The sequence below is a fragment of the Geodermatophilus sp. CPCC 205506 genome (genome assembly GCF_051383635.1).
Lineage (GTDB): Bacteria > Actinomycetota > Actinomycetes > Mycobacteriales > Geodermatophilaceae > Geodermatophilus.
The window spans coordinates 1-1461 of sequence record NZ_JALPKP010000110.1; the positions used below are offsets into that span (position 1 = coordinate 1).

Genomic DNA, 1461 nt, shown 5'->3' on the forward strand with positions numbered 1-1461 from the left:
ATATTTAACCGATGAGCACCATACTTTTGATGTAACTAGAGAAATCGCTGCTCACATTGATGACAATACATCCGAATCAGAAAAAATTATGATTATTGACTTGTAAGCACACCATATTGACACGTCTTGAAAAATAGCACAAAAAATGAGGCATCTCGCTGTTTGGCGAGGTGCCTCATTTTATTATCGATACAATTTTAATTGCCGCAGAGTTGCCGAACCATTGGATTCCATGGCAAATAAGCCTTCAGATCCGGGTTCTGAGAGCGGGTGTGCGCTTCAAAAATCAATTCCAGATATTTGAAGACGTTCAGGTTGTTTAACTTGGCAGTCTGAACGATCGTGTAGAAAATCGCGTTGGCTTTGGCATCAGCTGTGGATTTCGCGAACAGACTGTTTTTGCGGATGATGGTCGAGGGCCGAATGCTTTGCTCCACCGCATTGTTGCTTAATGGTAGCTCACCGATTTCAAAAATCTGATACACACGTGACTTGAGTTTTACGGCATTTTTGATGGCGTTTCTCAGCCGATGCATCGGATTTGAAATTCCCTCGATAAAGGTATAGAAGGCATCCAGCAGTGGCTTGACCAACTTCTGCCGTTGCGCCTTTTTCTCAGCTGGCGTCTGGTATTGCAAATTGTTTTCACAATGAAATACCCTGCTAAGCAGCTTGACGGCCTTTGTTGCCGGGGCATCATCCTTTAATTTGAGACCCTTGACCAATTCAATGAATAGTCGCCGGATATGTATCAAACAGCTGCCGAAGATTGATTCCGGCAACCGTTCTTGGCTATAGCCACCATAACCATCACACATGACTGCTCCTGAATAATCAGAAGTCAGAACATCGCTGATAACTTTACCAGAACGCGTTGGTGCGTAATGAAAGAGGGCTATTTGATGATTTGCGAACTCCTTCGGTGTTCGCACGACCCAGAAATAGGATCTGCTCTTGCCACTGTCAAGGACTTGAAAAGGCGTTTCATCCATATGAACAACCTTCTCTTGACGCAATTGGTCACAGAGAAGGTTATACAGTGGTTTTAAAAAAAGATCGGCACCTTTGATGACGGCGTTTGCCATCTGCTTGGAATTTAATTCCAAGCTGGCGGCTTTCCAGATGCGTTCTTGACGATTGAATGGAATTGCCAGATCGAACTTGTTGGTCGCAATGTTTGCTAAAACACTACTTGAAACGTAGCTGTGATTGAACAGTGGACTAGGTGTACCTGCAGTCACCAGCTTGTCACCACCGTTAGGATGACAATGCCGACACTTATATACCTTGGCATAAGTGTTCTTGCAGAAAAACTGTGCTGGGATAACTACCGGTTCACGACTGATTAGTTTGCGACCAATATTTTCCAATGGCTGCTCACAGTCGGGACAAGTCTTGTTCTTAAGATCGTATTACCAATCGTTTTGAGCTAGGCTATCCAATTTTTCCTGACGGACATGT

1 pseudogene is annotated in these 1461 nt (G+C 44.0%); it reads right to left on the reverse strand.

Annotated features, from left to right (window positions below):
- Positions 1-197: 197 nt before the first annotated feature.
- Positions 198-1391, reverse strand: a pseudogene (gene tnpC, locus MY520_RS27830) (IS66 family transposase); the annotation flags it as partial.
- Positions 1392-1461: the final 70 nt, after the last annotated feature.